Origin of the sequence: Streptosporangium sp. NPDC020072 (assembly GCF_040631445.1) — a bacterium.
Classification (GTDB): domain Bacteria; phylum Actinomycetota; class Actinomycetes; order Streptosporangiales; family Streptosporangiaceae; genus Streptosporangium.
Map to the genome: position 1 here is coordinate 244,763 of NZ_JBEYAB010000009.1, position 16,753 is coordinate 261,515.

The window sequence follows — 16,753 nt, forward strand, 5'->3', positions numbered from 1 at the left end:
GGGACGCCCCGGCGGGCGCCTTCTTTTCGGTCCTGGGCCGTGGACGTGGAAGGGCACGCGGCGGTCGCCCTCGTTTCCCCCCACCACGCCGTCCAACTGGGAAGACTCATGCGCCGACCTTCGCCGGGGACGTGGGCCACCCGTGCGTACGGCAGGGAAGCAAGGTATAAATGCCAATATTCTGCGTAATTTAGGAACGGCGCATGGGAACGGTCGGTGTAGACGTGACGAGCTCCGATATCCGGTTCTCCGTCCTTGGTCCGCTGACCGTGACGCGGAAAGGCGTCGAACTGGATCTCGCCCCCCGGCTGAAGACCCTGCTCGCCACACTGCTCGTCGCCCAGGGCAAGGTCGTCTCCGTCGACCGCGTCATCGACGCCCTGTGGAACAAGGACGTCCCCAAAACCGCCGTCGCCACCATGCACTCCTACGTGACCAACCTCCGCCGGGCGATCGAGCCGGACCGGCCTCCCAGGGCGGTACACGGGATCGTGGACCGGCAGGGCCCCGGGTACGTGCTCCGCGCACGTCCGGAGTCGGTGGACGCCGAGTGGTTCGTCTCACTCGCCGAACGCGGCGCCCGGGCGCTGGACAGCGATCCCGCGGCCGCGGTGGAGGACCTGTCGGCCGCGCTCTCCCTCTGGCGGGGCCCCGCCTACCTCGACCTGCGGGACAGCGAGGTGGTGGCGGCCGAGATCGCCCGGCTGGAGAGCGCCCGGCTTGAGGCCCGCCAGAACCACGCCTTCGCTCTGATCGCCGCCGGAGCGGCGACCTCGGCCGTCGTCGAGCTTGAGGCGCTGGTCCGCGAGGACTCCCTGGCCGAACGCGCCTGGGAACTGCTCGCGCTCGCCCTCTACCGGACCGGACGGCAGAGTGACGCGCTGGGCGCGCTGCGCACCGCCCGTGACCATCTGCTGGAGGAACTGGGAGTCGATCCCGGCCCCGCGCTGCGTGCCATGGAGTCCGCGATCCTGAACCAGGATTCGGCGCTGGACGAGAACGTTTCACCGTCGGACTCGCGTTCCGTCGTGACACGGCCGCTGCCGGACTCGACGCCGGGCATCCGGGTCCCCACACCGCTGACCAGGCTGATCGGCCGAGACGACGACGTGGCGGCCGTCGGGGACCTGCTCGGGACCCATCGACTGGTGACGATCACCGGGCCCGGCGGGGCGGGCAAGACACGCACCGCGTTCGAGGCGGCCAGGCGGTACGGCTCGGGCGAGGGGCCGTGGGCGGTGCTCCTGGCCGACCTGACCGACCTGGCACTCCTGCCCAGCCTCGTCGGCGCCGCGATGGGGGCGCCGTTCGTCAGGGGCGCCGAGGAACTGATCACGATCATCGGTGACCGGGAGGTCCTGCTCGTCCTCGACAACTGCGAGCACCTGGTGGAGGGCGTGGCCGCCCTGGCCGAGATGGTGCTGTCGCGCTGCCCGCACCTGCGGCTGCTGGCCACGAGCCGGGAGGCGCTGGCGATCACGGGAGAGGTCACCTGGGAGATCCCGCCGCTGGACCCCGAAGGCCCCGGCGTCGAACTGTTCGTCGAACGGGCCACGGCCCTGCGGCCGGGCTGGCAGCCCCGCCATTCGGAGCGGGAGCTCATGGCGGAGATCTGCCGCGACCTCGACGGACTGCCACTGGCGATCGAACTGGCCGCCGCGCAGACGCGCGTCCTGTCACTGGAACAGATCACCGACGGCCTCGCCGACCGGTTCGGCCTGCTCGCCACGACATCCCGTACGGCCCCGGCACGGCACCGCGACCTGGAAGCGGTGATCGAGTGGAGCGTCCGCCTTCTCACCGAGGACGAGCGGGAGCTCCTGGGCCGCCTCGCCCTCTTCGAGGGGGGATTCGACCTGGAGGCGGCCCAGTGGCTGACCGACCGGTCCCGGATACTGCCGAACCTGAGTGCCCTGATCTCCAAGTCGCTGGTCAGGTCCGAGACCGAGGGCACCCCCCGGCGCTACCGAATCCTGGAGACGATCAGGCAGTACGCGGGGCGCCTGCTGACCGGCGACGAGGCGGGTCGTTGGGCGGACCGGCACCTCGCCTGGGCGACGGAGCTGGCCGAGACGGCGAGCCGGCGGCTGAGGTCGCTCGACGCCGACACCTGGATGCGCCGACTCCAGCACGAACAGGCCAACATGCGGGCGGCGCTGGGACACGCCATGGTCACGGGTGACGTCGACCGCGCCCTGCGGCTCGCCTGCGCCCTGTCGTGGTACTGGTATCGCACCGGGTACGCGCACGAGGGAATCAGCTGGCTGACCAGGACGCTCGACGCCGCCGGTCCCGATCACCAGGGGCGCGGGCAGGCACTGCTTGGCCGGGCGATGCTGCGCTACCTCGTGGGCGACGCCGTGGGCGGCAACAACGACGCCGTCCACGCCTCGGAGGCGGCGGAGCGGTCGGGTGAGATCGAGATCCTCGCCCGCAGCCTGCCGTACCGAGCCTACTTCCAGCAGCTCACCGGCGACTCGGCGCTGGCGCAGGAGCTGATCCAGGAGGCGGCCCGGCTTGTCCCGGCCGTCGGTCTGCCATGGGTCGAGGCGGAGATGATGATGATCCGCGGTCAGATCACCAGGGCGACGGGGAACTTCCCGCTCGCCGCCACACAGCTCATCCAGGCCGCGGACATCAGCGACCTGTGCGGGCACGACTGGGCGTCCATCTCGGCGTGGTGGATCGCCGCGAAGGTGTCCATGGACCTGGGCGAAGCGGAGCGGGCGATCCGGCAGGCCGCGCACGCCGTCGTCCAGCTCGATCGGAGCCTCGACGTCACCAGCTGGCTGGCCGTCGTGCATGTGCTGGGCGGCGCGCTCGGCATGGCGGGGAGGGCGAAGGAGGGCGCCATGCTGCTCGGCGCGGTGCAGGCCATCGGCGGCCGGGTCGGTTACTCCCCCGAGATCATGGATCCGGTGGACGGCCGGCGTAACGTCGCCGCCGTACGCTCGGCGCTTCCTGAGGACGACTTCCGCCGGACCCTCACCGCCGGTCAGGCTCTGAGCAGGGACGACGTGACCGCGATGGCCCGCGAGCTGGTCGGAGACGCCCAGGGAGACCGCGGAACGCGGGCGACGCTCCCCGGCCACCGGTGAGCCGGTGACCGCCGGGCTCAGCCGGTCTTCCTGACGTGTGACGTTCCCGCCGAGAGCGGTGTGCCGTCCTGGCTGAGCGGACGGAGACGGGCGAGCTCCCGCCCACGTTCGTCGACGAGGACGGAGCGCGGCTCGTCCGGGGCGAAGGCGTGGCGCTCACCCCACTGGCGGAGGGCGACGACGGTCGTGAAGAGGTCCTGCCCGGCCTCGGTGAGCCGGTAGGTGTGCCGTCTGCCGTCGGTTGCGGCGCTCCGGTCGAGGATGCCGTACTCGACGAGCCTGCGGAGCCGGTCGGTGAGGATGTTGCGGGCGATCCCGAGCCGCCGGCGGAACTCGGTGAAGGTCGTCGCCCCGTCCATCGCGTCGCGGACGATCAGCAGGCTCCACCGGTCGCCCACCAGGTCGACGGTCCGTGCGACCGGGCAGGCCGGGTCTGTCCAGGCGTTTCCCGCAGCGGGTGTGACGTCCACCGGCCCCTCCACGATGAGTTGCAATCTGAAACCATTATGCCCCAACCTGGATAGGTTGCATTTTGAAACCTTTTGGGGGTGGCATGTCGTCAGGACTGACCGGAAGGCAGCGGACCGTGCTCGCGCTGGTGTGCGCGGTGGCGGTGTCGGCCGTCTACGGCATCCAGCCCGTCCTTGAGGCCGCGGGCGATGACCTCGGGCTCGGGGAAGGGGCGTTGGGCCGGCTGGCCGCCGCCGGGCAGATCGGCTACCTCGCGGGACTGGTGCTGCTGGTCCCGCTCGGTGACCTGTTCGACCGCCGCGGCCTCATCACCGCGCACCTGCTGCTCACGGCGGTGGGCGCCGGGGTGGCCGCGACCGCGCCCAACGGCGGCGTCGCGATCGCGGGACTGGCCCTGGCCGGGCTGTTCGCCGTGGTCGTCCAGACCACGGTGGCCTACGTCGCCGCCGTCTCACCGGCCGGCGAACGTGGCCGCGACATCGGGACGGTCACCTCGGGCGTGGTCGTCGGGATCCTCGGCGTGCGCGTGCTCTCGGGCACGCTGGGCGAGCTGGCCGACTGGCGTACGGCCTACCTCGTGATCGCGGGGCTCTGTGTGACGCTCGCGTTCGCCGTCCGGCTCACCCTCGGGGCCGAGACCCGCCGCCCCCGGGTCCGGTACGGCCCGCTGCTCGCGTCGCTGGGGCGGCTGGTCGTCGGCGACCGGCTCCTGCTCAGCCGTGGACTGGTCGCGTTCTTCCTGTTCGCCTCCTTCGGCACGCTGTGGAGCGGGCTGGCGCTCCCGCTCGGTGCCGCGCCGTGGCGTCTCGGCACCACCGAGATCGGCCTGTTCGGGCTCGCGGGCCTCGCCGGGGCGCTGGGCGCGGCCAGGACCGGCCGATGGGCCGACCGGGGCCTGGCGTCCTCGGTCACCGGCTGGTCGCTGGCCCTGCTCACCGCCTCCTGGCTGCTGATCGCCCAGGCGGGGACGTCGCTGTGGCTGCTGGTCGTCGGCGTCGTCGTCCTGGACTTCGCCGTACAGGCCGTGCACGTCAGCAGCCAGCACCTGCTCACCACCGCCCACCCCGACCGCGGCAGCGGTGTCATCGGCGCCTACATGGTCTTCTACTCCCTCGGCTCCGCGCTCGGCGCGGTCACCACGACCTGGGCCCACAGCGTCGCGGGATGGCCGGCCGCGAGCCTGTTCGGTGCCTGCTACGCCGCGCTCGGACTCCTCACCGCCCTCTCGACCCGGCGTCTCACCACCCCGGCGCGAGCGCGGTCAACGCCATAGGTCCTGTTCGCCGGGTCGGCGCGGACCGAGGATACGTCGCTGGTCCGCGGTGATCCGAAGGTCGTTGACGCTCGCCTCGCGTCGTCGCATCAGTCCTTCGGCGTCGAACTCCCAGAGCTCGTTGCCGTGGCTGCGCCACCACCGCCCGTCGGTGTCGTGCCATTCGTACTGGAACCGTACGGCGATCCGGTCGCCGGTGAACGCCCAGAGCTCCTTGCGGAGCGCGTAGCCGAGTTCCTTCGCCCACTTGCGGGTCAGGAAGGCGATGATCTCATCCCGGCCGGTGACGAACTCGTCGCGGTTACGCCAGACCGAGCCGGGTGTGTAGGCGAGTGCCACGCGCCGCGGGTCGCGGGTGTTCCAGGCGTCCTCCGCGGCTTGGACCTTGGCGCGGGCGGTCTCCGAGGTGAAGGGCGGGACGGGTGGACGGGTCATGAGTACTCCCTGATCAGAGGATTATGGCCTGCACGGGGCAGGCGCGGGCCGCCTGCTCAACGGCGGGCCACGACGCGTCGGCGGGCGCGGCGTCGTACACCAGTTCGTCGTTGTCGTCGAGGGTGAACACCTCCGGGGCGGCGAACACGCACTGGGCGTGGGTCTGGCACAGGGTCATGTCGACACGGACGCGCATGGTTCTCCTCCAGCGGTGAGAGGTCTCAGGCGGGGTTGAAACGGGAGTGCCCGCCGAAGGACCACCGCTGGGGGAGACCACCGGTGATCTCGACGGCTCGCTCGACGTCGAAATCGACCAGCCGTTGCGCACCCGGTACGGCGGTCGCACGGTCAGGGTCCCAGTCGACCCGGGCCCGGCCCGTCAGATGCAGGGTCCTGCCGTTCTCCCAGTCGGGGAACAGCAGCCCGCAGCGCGGTTCGAGTTCGAGGTTGCCCAACGTCATGTACATCGAGTTGCCGACATAGTCGGGCCAGGTCAGCCGGCGGCCGCCGGTCACCGTGACGAAGCCGGGGTTGCCGCCGCGATGCGACGCGTCGGCCCCCAGCCCCGCCGCGTACGTGCCGACGAAGAACGTGTCGGACGCGGCGATCCACCGCTGCTGCCCGGCGGTGAGTTCCTCGGTGACGAGCGCTGTCCCGCGCGCCGGGAACGAGTCTTCGACATAGGTGCGGGTTTGTAGGTATTTCGGGCAGTTGGAGTACACCTGCTCGGTGTGTATCAGGAGCCGGTCCCCGTGCCGGCGGCCCCGGCCGTTGACGCGCATCCGTCTCCGGGTGGCGGGCTCGATCGCGAGCATCCCCACCTGCCGCCCGGTGCCGGGAAGGCCGTCGAAGAGGCCTTCGAGGGGATCGCCGGTCCCGGGCAACCGGTCGACCGCGACGGTGCGGTCGTCGGCGGCGGTGGTGAATCCGGGCGGGCCGGTGAGCATCGTGACCCATGCCGCGCCTGTCTCGTCGGGGGTCGCGAGCACCACCAGACGCTGCAGACCGAGGAACTCCGCGGCCACCGGCGGGATGCTCGTCCCCACACCGGCGGACCCCCAGCCGTCGGCGGTCACCCCGGCGTGGCGCTGCACCACGTGTTCGCCTTGGTGGAACATGGCGATCCTCCTAGAAGAAACCGCAGGTCGGTGCGCCCTGGGTAGGTGCCGGCGCGGTGTCGGCGCCGCTCGGCGCGTAGATCTCCAGGCGGATGCCGTCCGGATCGGTGAAGAACACACCGCCGGAGGACGCCCCCTCGCCGTGCGGGACGACCCCGTCGTGGACCGGCCGCACGCCGAGCTCGCGCAGGGTGGCCTCGGCACGACGGACGGCCTCGATGTCGGGCACCTGGAACGACAGGTGATGCAGGCCGGGCCGGTCGACGGGGAAGACGCCGCCGCTCTGCTGCCACAACGTGACCATCAGGGTTCCCTCGCGGCCGAGAAAGGCGAATCTGCGCTCGCCGTCACTCCGCTCGTCCAGGACCTCGAAGCCGAAGACCTGGCGGTAGAAGGCGACGGAGCGCGTCAGGTCGGTCACGTTCAGGCCGACGTGCCCGGTTCGCAGGGCCGGTGTGCTCATGGGATACCTCCAGCTTTTCTAACGGTTTAACCCCTCTGGTGTCATTAGAATATGCCCGGCGTCTCTAACGCTGTCAACCGGGATGTACCGTTAGAAGGGTGAAAGTGGCAGACCTCGTGAGCGGTGGCGCTCCGCTCCTCGGCGAACCGCCGCCCGTCGAGCTGGGCAACACCGCGTACGCCGTGAGGGGCCGTCCCAAGGACGGGCTGCGAAGCGTCGAGCACCTGGGCGCGTGGCTGCGCGACATGCGCCCGCGCCTCGCGGTCGACCTCGTCGACGCCGACATCCACGGCGTGACCGACCGTGACCTGTGCCTGGCCAGGGAGCTGAGGGACGTCATCGGGGCACTCTCCGCCGCGACCGTGGACGGCCGCGACCTTGATCCGGACGCGGTCGCGACCCTCAACCGGCACGCGGGCCGGACCCCCCGCTGGCGTGAGCTGCGCACCGATCCCGAGCCGCACACGGTGGTGCGCTTCGAGGGCCGTCCCGTCGCCGCCGTGTTCGCCGCGCTGGCCGAGGAGGCCGCCGACCTGTTCGCCGGGCCGTCGCGCCGTCAGCTTCGCGCCTGCCACGGTCCGGGCTGTGTGCTGCACTTCGTCCGCGACACCCCGCGGCGCGAGTGGTGCTCACCCGGCTGCGGCAACCGGGCGCGAGCGGCCCGGCACTACGCCAGGGTCCGGAAGGGGGACGACGACTGATCGGCGCGCGAGTGCCCTCCACGCCGCCGGTTCAGCCGAAAGTACGCCCGATTCCCGGACGATCGGCCGACTCGAATCGGGCCTTTCTTGCGATGAGTTGATACAGGCGAAAAAGTCACGATCCCCTCATGACCGAGAGCAGCGTGAGGGGCGCCAGGCCCCAGAAGATCCAGAAGGCCCGGCGGGGCTCCAGGGTCCCCGGATGGGTGGGGCCGACCGGCCTGATCGCGCTCAGCGTGATCCCGGTGGTCGCCGGTGCGCTCCGGCTGGGAGAGGTGGTGGGAGGCGCGGCGGTCACCCCCGCCAACGCGCGGTTTCTCGCGACGCCGCTCCCCGTGGTGCTGCACATCATCGGGGCGTCCGTCTACGGCATCGTGGGCGCCTTCCAGTTCGCGGGGGAGTTCCGGCGCCGGAGGCCGGGCTGGCACCGTACGGCAGGCCGGGTCCTCGTCGGGTGCGGACTCGTCGCCGCGCTCTCCGGCCTGTGGATGACCCTGTTCTACCCTCGCCCACCGGGAGACGGCGACCTCCTGGCGCTGTTCCGGCTCGTGTTCGGCACGGCGATGACGGTCTCCCTGGTGCTCGGCCTCGCCGCCGTCCTGCGGAGGGACCTTCGCCGCCACCGCGCCTGGATGATCCGCGGCTACGCGATCGGCGTGGCCGCGGGCACCCAGGCGTTCACCCAACTCCCCTGGATGCTCCTCGTCGGCCCCCTCGACGAGATCCCCAGGGCCCTGCTCGTGGGCGCCGGATGGGTCATCAACCTCGCCGTGGCCGAGTGGATCATCCGCAGGCCCTAGCCACGCTCACGCGGGGTGACGGTCAGCTCCGGACTCCGGGCGAGCAGCAGTCCCAGCGTGGCGTACCCGGCGACCAGGTGACCGGCGCCGATCCATCGTCCGACGGGCTCGCCCAGCAGCCACAGCGACGGGATGGCCACGAACGCCCAGCTCTCCGCGACCAGAGGCCACCACCGCAGCACTCCCCGCCACCGTCCGGCGAACGCGAGCCTCACCCCGATCGTGAACATGCCCAGCATCGACAGCGGCCAGAAGACGTCGAGTACGGCCAGCCATGTGGCGCCGCGCGCCTCGACGGGCAGGATCCCGTGCAGCAGCGACCACAGGCAGGCCGGGACGAGCAGCACCGTCTCGACCCTGAGCAGGATCACGGAGGCGCGCGAGGTCCCGGTCGCCCGGGTCCGCAGCTGCGCCGTGACCAGCGCGAACAGGCCGATCTGGAAGAGCAGCGCGGTCAGGTCGTTGATCCGCGAACCCGGCCCGTCACCGTGGGGGCCGAACAGGACGTTGCTCACCACCCAGGGCAGCGTGCAGACCGTCAGCCCGAGCCCGAGGTTGCGAATCGTGTCACGGTGTCCGGCGGGCGGGGAGCCGGCGGCCCTCGTATCCATACGCCCTTGCGCATCCATCGTCGGTCGGCTCCTTTCCACGAGGGCCGCCGGTGCGCCGCCCGGCCTCCACGATCGGCGTCCTCGGCCCCGGCTGAGCAGAGCCGGCCGTCCCGATCCCGACCCTCGAAGTTCCCGATCCCGGCGGGACGGCAGTCTCGCGACAATCGGGACACTCTTGGTGAGAATGCATTCCGTGAAGAACGTGACCCCACGTGGTCCGACGGCGACACGCAGATCCCTCCTGGTGGCCGTACCGGCCGTCGCCGTCGCGCTGGCCGTCGGCGCGGTGGTTCTGGACGTCCTGAACCGGGAGGTGAAGGCACCGAGCGGCATCGACCCCGGCTGGACGTTGGCACTGACCGGCCTTGCGCAGGTGCTTCCCGGTGTTCTCCTGCTCCGGCGGCTGCCCCGGCACTCGGTCGCCTGGGTGCTGACCGTCTCCGGCCTCGTCTGGGTCCTGGACGGCTTCGCCGCGGCCTGGACCACGTACGCGGTCTACGTGTCGCCGGGCACGCCGGGCGCGTCGGCCGCCCACTGGTTCTACGCCCGGTTCGGCGCGACGTTGCTGCTCGGGCTGCCGCTGCTGATCCTGGTGTTCCCCGACGGGCGCCTGCCGAAGGACAGGTTGTGGCGCCGGCTGTCCGTCGTCAGTCTCGCGCTGACCGCGCTGCTGCCGACGGTGATGATGGTGGTGCCGCAGGCCGTCCTGACGCGCTACCTCGCCACGCCGCTGCCTCCCGAGATCGCACGACTCGCGTCCGACCCGTTCGGCGTCGACCTGCCGTACGGCTTCTGGCATCCGGCCCTGAAGATCGCTTACACCGGGATCGTGGTGAGCCTGGTGGTGCCGTTCGCGGTCATGGTGCGCCGCTACCGCGCCGCCGACCCCGACCGGCGGGCCCAGATCCGCTGGCTGATGTGGGCCGCGCTGGTGGACATGTTCGTGCTGCTGCTGGGGTACATGCTGCCGCCGGAGCTCTCCGGGGCCACGCTCGGTCTCGCGATCGCGCTCACCTCCTCCGCCGTGGTGGTCGCGGTGACCAAGTACCGGCTGTACGGCATCGACCGGTTGCTCTCGGCGACGGCCCTGTACGGCATGCTCGCCGCGTTGGTGATCCTGGTCGACATCGCCGTGTTCACCGTCGTCGGCACCGTGATCGACGAACGCAACGCCGCGCTCGCCGCCCTCGTGATCGTCGCGGCGGTCTACATGCCGCTGCGGACCTGGCTGATGCGGGTGGTCCGCGTGCTGGTGCGCGGGTCACGGGAGGACCCGTACGCGACGGTCTCGACGCTGGCGAAGCGGCTCGAACTGGCCACCGACCCGCGGGAGCAGCTGGTCGCGGTGGCACGGACGCTGGCCGAGGCGTTCCGGCTGTCCTACGTGCGGGTGGAGATCGAACGCCCGGGGGGCGAACGCTCCGTGGTGGAGTACGGGTCACCGCGAGGGCCGTCGCTCTCACTGCCGGTCGCGTACCGCTCCGAGCTGGTCGGGCGGCTGGTGCTGTGCCGGACCGACCTGACCGAACGGGACCAGCGGCTCCTGGGCGACCTGGTACGGCAGGCGGCCGCGGCGGCACGCGCCTCTGAACTCAGCACCGACCTGCAGCGCATCCGCGCCCAGCTCGTGGTCGCCCGTGAGGAGGAACGTCGCAGGCTGCGGCGCGACCTGCACGACGGGCTGGGACCGAACCTCGGCGCGGTGGCGTTGCGGATCGAGACCGCCAGGAACCTGACCCGCACGTCACCCGGCGAGGCCGAGCGCATCCTCGACCGGACGGCCGCCGAGGTCGCCACGGTCGTGGCGGACATCCGGCGCATAGTGCACGACCTGCGTCCACCGGCACTCGACGAGCTGGGCCTGATCCAGGCGGTCCGGCAGCAGGTGGACCGTTTCCGTCCGAGCGGCCTTGAGGTCGTCGTCACCGGCGGCGGGGCGCTCGGCGCGCTGCCCGCCGCGGTGGAGGTGGCGGCGTACCGGATCGTGTCGGAGGCGCTGACGAACGTCGTCCGGCACGCGGGCGCCTCGCGCTGCGACATCGCCCTGAGCGTGCACGAGGGGGTCCTCGACGTCCTGGTGCGCGACGACGGCGCGGGAATCGGGGCGGACGTCACAGCCGGTGTGGGGATGTCCTCACTACGGGAACGGGCGGCCGAACTCGGCGGCGACTGCGAGATCACCTGCCTGGCCGACGGCGGAACGCTGGTCCGTGCGAGACTTCCGCTGGAACAGGTGGTGGAGGTGGAGGGTGTCCCATGAACCGATCCGGGTGTTCCTCGCCGACGACCACCCGGTGTACCGCGAAGGCCTGGCGGCGCTGCTGAGCTCGATGTCCGGCATCGAGGTGGTCGGCATGGCCGGTACCGGGCTGGAGGCGGTCGAACTGGCCACGGAGACACAGCCGGACGTGGTGGTCATGGACGTCAGGATGCCGGGACTGGACGGGATCGAGGCGACCCGGCGGATCTCCGCGCACAGCCCGCACATCGCGGTGGTCGTGCTGACGATGTCGGAGGAGGACGCCACCCTGTTCGCCGCGATGCGGGCCGGGGCGCGCGGCTACCTGCTGAAGGGCGCCAACCAGGCCGAGATCGGGCGCGCGATCACCGCGGTCGCCAACGGTGAGGCGATCTTCGGTCCCGCGGTCGCGCGCCGCGTGGCGGAGTTCCTCACCAACGGGCCGACGGCGTCGGGTGATCACGTGTTCCCGCAGCTCACGCCACGCGAACGGGAGGTCCTGTCGCTGCTCGCCGCGGGAAGGTCGAACGCGCAGATCGCCTCCACGCTGTTCCTGTCGCAGAAGACCGTGCGTAACAACGTCTCGAACATCTTCGCCAAGCTGCACGTCGCCGACCGGGCCGAGGCGATCATCCGAGCCCGCGACGCCGGCCTCGGCCACTGACCTTCCCGGTTCAGAGCCTGACCCGGTGGGTCTCGTACGCCCAGATGGCGATCTCCACCCGGTTCCTGGCGCCGAGCTTGGCCATCAGGCTGGCGATGTGGGTCTTGACGGTGCTGAGCGAGATGTGAAGCTCGTCGGCGATCTCGTTGTTGGTACGTCCCCGGGCCACCGTGACGAGGATCTGCTCCTCACGCTCGGTGAGCGTCTCGACGGGACGGGCGGGCGGCGCGGCGGGCCCGGCGTGCGCGAAGGCGGTGAGCAGACGGGCGGTGACGCTCGGAGCGATGAGGGCGTCACCGGCCGCCGCGGTGTGCACGGCCTGGGAGAGCAGTTCGGCGCCCGCGTTCTTCAGCAGGAACCCCCTGGCCCCCGCGCGCAGCGCCGCGTAGACGTACTCGTCGAGGTCGAAGGTGGTGATGACCACGACGGGGATCGGGTCCTCCACGGCGGGCCCGGCGAGCATCCGGGTGGCCTCGATGCCGTTGAGCACGGGCATCCGGATGTCGAGAAGGCACACGTCAGGCCGGATCCGCCGGGCGAGGTCGACCGCCCGCCGCCCGTCCGGGGCCTCGCCGACCACCTCGATCCCCGGCTGCGCGTTGAGGATCATCGCCAGTCCGGTACGGACGATCTCCTGGTCGTCGGCGACCAGCACCCGGACGCTCACCCGGTCACCCCGGTGCGTGGCAGTACGGCGGTGACGCTCCACCCCCGGTCGGGATTGGGGCCCGCCACACAGGTCCCCCCGAGGAGGTCGGCCCGTTCGATCATGCCGGTGATCCCGTAACCGGGTGTCCCCGCGGGGCGGACGGGATCGCCGTCGTCGCTCACGTGCAGACGGACCGACGTGTCGCCCGCGCTGACCCTGACCAGGACCCGGGTGGCGTGCCGCGCGTGGCGCCGGGCGTTGGTGACCGACTCCTGGGAGAGACGGTAGATCGCGGCCTCGACGGAAGGGGGAAGACCGGCGGTGTCCCCCTCGACCTCCACCCGGACGGACGGCCCGGACCGCCCCGGACCCTCCAGCTGGGAGAGGTCGGCGATACCGCGCCCCGGCTCCAGGTCGGCGGGTGTGTTCCGGCGCAGGACGTGAACCATGGCGCGCATCTCGGTGAGCGCCTGGGCCGCCTCGGCCTCGATCACCCGCAACGCCTCGGTTGCGGCGTCCGGCTGGGAGGCCGCCATCGCCAGTCCCGCCTGCGCCCGGATCGCCATCGCCGAGACGTGATGGGCGACGGTGTCGTGCAGATCCCGGGCCAGTTGTTCGCGTTCGAGCAGTTTGACCTGGTCGAGTTCCCGCGTCCGCGCCCTCGTCCGGTACCGGAACGCGGCTCCCACGGCGACCACCGAGAACACGACGGCGAACGCGGCGGCCGTGTTGGCGGGACCTCGGTAGTCCACGACCACCGAGAACGCGGTCTTGACGAGGATGACCGCCAACCCGACGATCGCCTCCCGCCCGGACCCCCACCGGAACAGCGCGTAGGGCAGGAGGAGCAGATAGACCATGGTGTTCGACTCGGGGGAGACCCCGCCCGTCAGCACCTGGGCCACACCCGACAGGCCGAACGCGATCACGACCATCGGCAACGGCCGCGTGCGGCGCCACAACAGGGTGGGCACCAGCCCGGCCGCGAGGCCGACCGAGACGACCCGCGAGGGCATGTCCGGCCGTACCACTCCTTCGAGCAGCGCGACCGGTAGCAACACCCCCACGAGCACCCAGTCTCGCCACACCCGTCGTGGCGCGTCGGGGGAACGGGGCTCATGCCACACGGAGCGAATAAGGCCGCGCACGAAGTCATGGTACGAGAGCCCGTACCCCCCACAATCAGCCCAAAGTACGAGACATTTCGCTCACCGGATTGGTAGGCGCCGAAAGCGTGCGGAGCTCCGGCGGGGACCGGGTCGTGCACGTGGTGGAGGCGGGGTCCACCACGTGGAGGAGGCGCACCGCCCCGGCCTCCCGTACCTTCTACCCTGTTGTCCTGCTGAAAGACCGGAGAATCCAGTGGCGATCAGGTTGGTCATCGCGGACGACCAGGCGATGATCCGCACCGGGCTGCGGCTCGTCATCGAGACGGCGCCGGGCATCGAGGTCGTGGGGGAGGCGGCCGACGGCCGTCAGGTTCTCACCGTGGCCCGTCAGCTGCGGCCGGACGTCCTGCTGATGGACATCGCCATGCCGGGACTGGACGGGCTGAGCGCCGCCAGGCAACTCCTTGAGGATCCGGAACCACCCAAGATCATCATGTTGACCACCTTCAACACCGACGACAACCTGCACGCCTCACTGCGCGCGCGGGTCCACGGCTTCCTCCTCAAGAGCTCACCGGCCGAGCAGCTCATCGAGGCCGTGCGCGTGGCGGCGGCCGGAGGCGCGGTCATCGACCCCGCGGTCACCCCGCGGGTGATCGACTCGTTCGCGACCCAGCCCCAGCCGGTCCCGGCGCCCGAACTGGCCACGCTCACCCCACGTGAGCTGGAGGTGCTGCGGCTGCTCGCGGACGGGATGTCCAACCCCGAGATAGCACGGGACCTGCGCATCGGCGAGGTGACCGTACGAACCCACGTCGGGCACATCCTGCGCAAGCTCAGCCTGCGCGACCGCATCCACGCGGTCGTGTTCGCCTACGAGGCCGGAGTCGTACGGCCAGGCCGGGGGCGGGACGACGTGAGGGACGGGTCGTGCTGACGCGACTGCTCAACGGCCGACGTCCCACCTGGCCCGACCTGCTGCTCTCCCTCGCCGTGACCGTGGCCGGACTGGTGGAGTCCTACGGCCGTCAGGGGGCAGGATACGGCCAGATCGAGAACCCGGTGACGATGGCGGCGGGGGCGATCGTCTCCGGGGTGCTGCTGCTCTTCCGGCGCGCGTTTCCGATGACGGCTCTCCTGATGCTGACCGTGCTCGGCTTCACCATGCAGAGGACGACGAACCCGGAGTACTACGCCGCGTGGCACTTCTACTCGACCCTGATCCTGCTGCACAGCGTGGCGAGCGCCGCCGAGCTGCGCAGCCGCCGGGGGATCGCCGGGCTGTTCTGCCTGCTGATCGCCTACGGCCACCTGCAGACCCTGAGACTGGTGGACATCCCGGAGGTCCTGATCAGCGCGATCTTCGTGGGGGTGGCGTACACCAGCGGCATCCTGCTGCGCAGGCAGATGGACCGGACGGCACGGCTGGCCCAGCACACCACCCGCCTGGAGATGGAACGTGAGGAGCGGGCCCGCTGGGCGGTGGCAGAGGAACGCGCGCGGATCGCCCGCGAACTGCACGACATCGTCTCCCACAACGTGAGCCTGATGACCCTGCACGTGGGCGGGGTACGCAGGATGCTCGGCGACGACCGGGAAAGGGAACGCGAACGCACCCTGCTGCTCGGTGTCGAACAGGCGGGCCGGGAGGCCGTCGCCGAGCTCACGCTCATGCTGGGGATGCTGCGGTCCCTGGGTGACGGCGACGTCCCCGCCCCCCAGCCCGGCCTGGACCGTCTGGACGAGCTGATCGCCCAGGTCCGGGAGGCGGGGCCGCGGATCGAGCCGCGGATCATCGGAACCCCGACGCCCCTGTCGTCGGGGTTGGACCTGTCCGCGTACCGCCTGATCCAGGAGGCGCTGACGAACGTGCTGAAACACGCGCGCGCCTCCAACGTCGACATCACCATCGCGTACGGCCCCGCCGAGCTGAGCATCCTCGTGATCAACGACGGAGCGGACCCCGCCGCCGGCGACACGGCCCGCCGTCCGCCAGAGGGCGGACACGGCCTGATCGGGATGCGGGAACGGATCGAGATGCACGGTGGCGAACTGTCCGTCGGCCCCATCCCGGGCGGGCACTACCGGGTGTTCGCGAGGTTCCCGCTCGGCGACCCGGTGGGGGTCGGCTGAACCGGCTCTCCCGACCACTCCTCGTCGCTCATGCGCAGAATCCTGAGCCCGATGACTCCGGCACCGGCGATGTAGAGCGCCCCGCCCGCGATCGTGCCGAACGGGAAGATCGGCCCCGTCAGGATGCCGGCCAGCATCGCGAAGGGAGCCCACCACGGCCCGCGCCGGGCGTAGGCCAGGGCCAGCCCGAGCAGGAGCAGGCCGACGAGCCCGACGAACCCCGGGATCTGGAACGCGTACCGGGCTCCGGGGTCGGTGATCGCCTGGTCCGCGAGCGCGGCGCCCTGTGCGGCGGGCAGAGCCCTTTCGAGATACGAGTAGAAGAAGTCGCCGAGCATCAGCCCCGAGAAGTTCACGACGCCGAAGAACGCGAGCCCTCCGGCGATGTGCCCGAAGACGACACCACGCCCCCGGATCAGGTGGACCATCCCGACGATGCCCGGGAGCAGCAGAACCCAGCTCCAGTGGAGCAGCGAGGCGCTGACCGAGACCTGCTCCGGATATCGGCCGTAGACGCCGACGGTGTCGCCGCCCTGTCTGAGCGCCGGGTCGGCGACGACGGCCACCACATAGAGCAGCGGCGCGACGACCAGGCTGAGCCCGGCCACCGTTCTGCGAAAGGCGCGGGGATCCGCGAGCACCGACATTGACCTTCCCCTTCCATGAAGACCGCGACGAACAGGGCGGTCAGGTTGGGAAGGTAGGCGCGGAAACCACCGGGCGTCGTCCTCCTGAGGACCGACCGGCACTCCTCGCCCGAGCGGAGCCGTACCCACGCCCACCTCCACACGGAGACCTTCCGCCGGGCTGCTCGGACTGATCGGACGCCGGATCCCACACGACGGTGTCGCGGGCCGTTCGAACCGCCGAAGACCCGCTCCTGATCGTTCGGCCCGGTTCACAGCCGTCCACATGGGTCAGGAAACGCGCTCGACCTCGCGGGTGCCGCCTCGGCATACTCACTCCTCGTGGCCGGTGGAGAAGGGGAG

General features: G+C 71.1%; 17 protein-coding genes. 8 read left to right on the forward strand and 9 right to left on the reverse strand.

The window, feature by feature from the left end:
• Nucleotides 1-224: 224 nt before the first annotated feature.
• The gene (locus ABZ470_RS23170) at nucleotides 225-3,098 is read left to right on the forward strand and encodes a BTAD domain-containing putative transcriptional regulator (RefSeq protein WP_362913730.1); all 2,874 of its coding nucleotides are present in this window, start codon (nucleotides 225-227) and stop codon (nucleotides 3,096-3,098) included.
• A gap of 17 nt (nucleotides 3,099-3,115) precedes the next feature.
• On the opposite strand, the gene ABZ470_RS23175 is transcribed toward ABZ470_RS23170, so the two are convergent.
• Nucleotides 3,116-3,568, reverse strand: a complete 453-nt coding sequence (locus ABZ470_RS23175; protein ID WP_362913732.1) for a helix-turn-helix domain-containing protein — start codon at nucleotides 3,566-3,568, stop codon at nucleotides 3,116-3,118.
• A gap of 83 nt (nucleotides 3,569-3,651) precedes the next feature.
• On the opposite strand from ABZ470_RS23175, the gene ABZ470_RS23180 reads away from it, so the two are divergent.
• Complete coding sequence (locus ABZ470_RS23180) at nucleotides 3,652-4,842, forward strand: MFS transporter (protein ID WP_362913734.1); 1,191 nt, start codon at nucleotides 3,652-3,654, stop codon at nucleotides 4,840-4,842.
• Here the strand turns inward: ABZ470_RS23180 and ABZ470_RS23185 are convergent.
• Genes ABZ470_RS23185 through ABZ470_RS23200 form a run of 4 tightly spaced genes read right to left on the reverse strand, consistent with a single transcriptional unit; the run spans nucleotide 4,831 to nucleotide 6,858 of the window.
• Nucleotides 4,831-5,277, reverse strand: coding sequence for a nuclear transport factor 2 family protein (locus tag ABZ470_RS23185; protein ID WP_362913736.1), 447 nt, complete (start codon nucleotides 5,275-5,277; stop codon nucleotides 4,831-4,833). The genes ABZ470_RS23180 and ABZ470_RS23185 overlap by 12 nt on opposite strands.
• Nucleotides 5,278-5,290: 13 nt before the next feature.
• Nucleotides 5,291-5,473, reverse strand: coding sequence for a ferredoxin (locus ABZ470_RS23190; RefSeq protein WP_352015979.1), 183 nt, complete (start codon nucleotides 5,471-5,473; stop codon nucleotides 5,291-5,293).
• 25 nt (nucleotides 5,474-5,498) lie between these two features.
• Nucleotides 5,499-6,395, reverse strand: a complete 897-nt coding sequence (locus tag ABZ470_RS23195) for a pyridoxamine 5'-phosphate oxidase family protein (RefSeq protein WP_362913738.1) — start codon at nucleotides 6,393-6,395, stop codon at nucleotides 5,499-5,501.
• Between the two features lie 10 nt (nucleotides 6,396-6,405).
• Nucleotides 6,406-6,858: a VOC family protein gene (locus ABZ470_RS23200; RefSeq protein ID WP_362913740.1), complete on the reverse strand. Its 453-nt coding sequence runs from the start codon at nucleotides 6,856-6,858 to the stop codon at nucleotides 6,406-6,408.
• A 98-nt stretch (nucleotides 6,859-6,956) separates the two neighbouring features.
• On the opposite strand from ABZ470_RS23200, the gene ABZ470_RS23205 reads away from it, so the two are divergent.
• Both ABZ470_RS23205 and ABZ470_RS23210 read left to right on the forward strand, forming a co-directional pair.
• Nucleotides 6,957-7,559 (forward strand): ABATE domain-containing protein, encoded by a 603-nt coding sequence (locus ABZ470_RS23205; protein ID WP_362913742.1) that lies wholly within the window; start codon nucleotides 6,957-6,959, stop codon nucleotides 7,557-7,559.
• A 128-nt stretch (nucleotides 7,560-7,687) separates the two neighbouring features.
• The gene (locus ABZ470_RS23210) at nucleotides 7,688-8,359 is read left to right on the forward strand and encodes a DUF2306 domain-containing protein (protein ID WP_362913744.1); all 672 of its coding nucleotides are present in this window, start codon (nucleotides 7,688-7,690) and stop codon (nucleotides 8,357-8,359) included.
• Here ABZ470_RS23210 and ABZ470_RS23215 read toward each other — a convergent pair.
• Entirely contained in the window at nucleotides 8,356-8,970 is a 615-nt protein-coding gene (locus ABZ470_RS23215; protein WP_362913746.1) for a hypothetical protein, read from the reverse strand. The genes ABZ470_RS23210 and ABZ470_RS23215 overlap by 4 nt on opposite strands.
• A gap of 193 nt (nucleotides 8,971-9,163) precedes the next feature.
• Here ABZ470_RS23215 and ABZ470_RS23220 point away from each other — a divergent pair, with 193 nt between their 5' ends.
• Together ABZ470_RS23220 and ABZ470_RS23225 are read left to right on the forward strand one after the other, a co-directional pair.
• Nucleotides 9,164-11,230, forward strand: a complete 2,067-nt coding sequence (locus tag ABZ470_RS23220) for a histidine kinase (RefSeq protein ID WP_362913748.1) — start codon at nucleotides 9,164-9,166, stop codon at nucleotides 11,228-11,230.
• Nucleotides 11,220-11,873, forward strand: coding sequence for a response regulator transcription factor (locus ABZ470_RS23225; protein ID WP_352015986.1), 654 nt, complete (start codon nucleotides 11,220-11,222; stop codon nucleotides 11,871-11,873). Before ABZ470_RS23220 ends, ABZ470_RS23225 begins: the two co-directional genes overlap by 11 nt.
• A 10-nt stretch (nucleotides 11,874-11,883) precedes the next feature.
• Here the strand turns inward: ABZ470_RS23225 and ABZ470_RS23230 are convergent, their stop codons facing one another.
• Nucleotides 11,884-12,540, reverse strand: a complete 657-nt coding sequence (locus tag ABZ470_RS23230) for a response regulator transcription factor (RefSeq protein ID WP_362913751.1) — start codon at nucleotides 12,538-12,540, stop codon at nucleotides 11,884-11,886.
• Nucleotides 12,537-13,670, reverse strand: coding sequence for a histidine kinase (locus ABZ470_RS23235; protein WP_362913753.1), 1,134 nt, complete (start codon nucleotides 13,668-13,670; stop codon nucleotides 12,537-12,539). The genes ABZ470_RS23230 and ABZ470_RS23235 overlap by 4 nt, the downstream gene beginning before the upstream one ends.
• A 214-nt stretch (nucleotides 13,671-13,884) precedes the next feature.
• On the opposite strand from ABZ470_RS23235, the gene ABZ470_RS23240 reads away from it, so the two are divergent.
• Nucleotides 13,885-14,568: a response regulator transcription factor gene (locus ABZ470_RS23240; RefSeq protein ID WP_362913755.1), complete on the forward strand. Its 684-nt coding sequence runs from the start codon at nucleotides 13,885-13,887 to the stop codon at nucleotides 14,566-14,568.
• On the forward strand, nucleotides 14,562-15,764 hold the full coding sequence (locus tag ABZ470_RS23245; RefSeq protein ID WP_362913757.1) for a histidine kinase: 1,203 nt from the start codon (nucleotides 14,562-14,564) through the stop codon (nucleotides 15,762-15,764). Before ABZ470_RS23240 ends, ABZ470_RS23245 begins: the two co-directional genes overlap by 7 nt.
• Here the strand turns inward: ABZ470_RS23245 and ABZ470_RS23250 are convergent.
• Nucleotides 15,713-16,411 (reverse strand): hypothetical protein, encoded by a 699-nt coding sequence (locus tag ABZ470_RS23250; RefSeq protein WP_352015991.1) that lies wholly within the window; start codon nucleotides 16,409-16,411, stop codon nucleotides 15,713-15,715. The genes ABZ470_RS23245 and ABZ470_RS23250 overlap by 52 nt on opposite strands.
• Between the last annotated feature and the right edge of the window lie 342 nt (nucleotides 16,412-16,753).